The 2386-nt window shown below is 50.6% G+C and carries 1 rRNA gene (cut by a window edge); it reads right to left on the minus strand.

Features of this window, described 5'->3' with window-relative positions:
• Window positions 1-46: 46 nt before the first annotated feature.
• Window positions 47-2386: ribosomal RNA gene (locus tag C7Y69_RS21230) — 23S ribosomal RNA — on the minus strand (it continues 557 nt past the right edge of the window).

Here is a 2386-nt window from a genome sequence, read left to right on the forward strand (position 1 = left end):
AGCTTTGTCTTACAACACTCAAGATATAAAGCCTCTTGGGCGTTGTATGGTTAAGCCTCTCGGGCAATTAGTACAGGTTAGCTTAACGCCTTACAACGCTTCCACATCCTGCCTATCAACGTCATCGTCTATAACAACCCTTCCGGACTTTAAAAGTCAGGGATGACTCATCTTTGGGCCGGCTTCCCGCTTAGATGCTTTCAGCGGTTATCCGTTCCGAACGTAGCTACCGGGCAATGCCATTGGCATGACAACCCGAACACCAGCGGTTCGTCCACTCCGGTCCTCTCGTACTAGGAGCAGCTCCCATCAATCATCCAACGCCCACACCAGATAGGGACCGAACTGTCTCACGACGTTCTAAACCCAGCTCGCGTACCACTTTAAATGGCGAACAGCCATACCCTTGGGACCGACTTCAGCCCCAGGATGTGATGAGCCGACATCGAGGTGCCAAACACCGCCGTCGATATGAACTCTTGGGCGGTATCAGCCTGTTATCCCCGGAGTACCTTTTATCCGTTGAGCGATGGCCCTTCCATACAGAACCACCGGATCACTATGACCTACTTTCGTACCTGCTCGACGTGTCTGTCTCGCAGTTAAGCTAGCTTATGCCATTGCACTAACCTCACGATGTCCGACCGTGATTAGCTAACCTTCGTGCTCCTCCGTTACTATTTGGGAGGAGACCGCCCCAGTCAAACTACCCACCAGACACTGTCCATAATCCCGATAAGGGACCAATGTTAGAACATCAAACATACAAGGGTGGTATTTCAAGGACGGCTCCACACAATCTAGCGACTGTGCTTCGAAGCCTCCCACCTATCCTACACATGTAGGTTCAATGTTCAGTGCCAAGCTGTAGTAAAGGTTCACGGGGTCTTTCCGTCTAGGTGCGGGTACACAGCATCTTCACTGCGATTTCAATTTCACTGAGTCTCGGGTGGAGACAGCGTGGCCATGGTTACACCATTCGTGCAGGTCGGAACTTACCCGACAAGGAATTTCGCTACCTTAGGACCGTTATAGTTACGGCCGCCGTTTACCGGGGCTTCGATCAAGAGCTTCTCCGAAGATAACCCCATCAATTAACCTTCCGGCACCGGGCAGGTGTCACACCCTATACGTCCTCTTGCGAGTTAGCAGAGTGCTGTGTTTTTAATAAACAGTCCCAGCCACCTGGTCACTGCGGCCCTCATCTGCTCAAGGAGCAAGTCCTATCACAAACAAGGGCGTACCTTCTCCCGAAGTTACGGTACAATTTTGCCGAGTTCCTTCACCCGAGTTCTCTCAAGCGCCTTAGTATTCTCTACCTGACCACCTGTGTCGGTTTGGGGTACGGTTCATATAATCATAAGTTTAGAAGCTTTTCCTGGAAGCAGGGCATCAACAACTTCACCACCGTAGTGGCTCGTCTCGCATCTCAGCTTTAAGAATCCGGATTTACCTAAATTCTCGGCCTACTTGCTTTCACTTGGACAACCAACGCCAAGCTTGCTTAGCCTTCTCCGTCCCTCCATCACTGATTATATAAGTACGGAAATATTAATCCGTTTCCCATCGACTACGCATTTCTGCCTCGCCTTAGGGGCCGACTTACCCTGCCCTGATTAGCATGGGACAGGAAACCTTGGTCTTCCGGCGTGGGAGTTTTTCACTCCCATTATCGTTACTCATGTCAGCATTCGCACTTGTGATATGTCCAGCAGACTTCTCAATCCACCTTCATCCACTTACACAACGCTCCCCTACCATACGTGTAAACACGTATCCGCAGCTTCGGTATATTGCTTAGCCCCGTTACATCTTCCGCGCAGGCCGACTCGACTAGTGAGCTATTACGCTTTCTTTAAAGGGTGGCTGCTTCTAAGCCAACCTCCTAGCTGTCTATGCCTTCCCACATCGTTTCCCACTTAGCAATATTTTGGGACCTTAGCTGGCGGTCTGGGTTGTTTCCCTCTTCACGACGGACGTTAGCACCCGCCGTGTGTCTCCCGGATAGTTCTCATTGGTATTCGGAGTTTGCAAAGGGTTGGTAAGTCGGGATGACCCCCTAGCCTTAACAGTGCTCTACCCCCAATGGAATTCGTCCGAGGCTCTACCTAAATAGATTTCGGGGAGAACCAGCTATCTCCCGGTTTGATTGGCCTTTCACCCCCAGCCACAAGTCATCCCCTAACTTTTCAACGTTAGTGGGTTCGGTCCTCCAGTTGATGTTACTCAACCTTCAACCTGCCCATGGCTAGATCACCGGGTTTCGGGTCTATACCTAGCAACTAAACGCGCAGTTAACACTCGCTTTCGCTACGGCTCCGCTATTCGCTTAACCTTGCTACTAAATATAAGTCGCTGACCCATTATACAAAAGGTACGCAGTCAC

The sequence above is a fragment of the Alteromonas sp. KS69 genome (assembly GCF_003989595.1).
Taxonomy (GTDB): Bacteria; Pseudomonadota; Gammaproteobacteria; order Enterobacterales; family Alteromonadaceae; genus Alteromonas; species Alteromonas naphthalenivorans.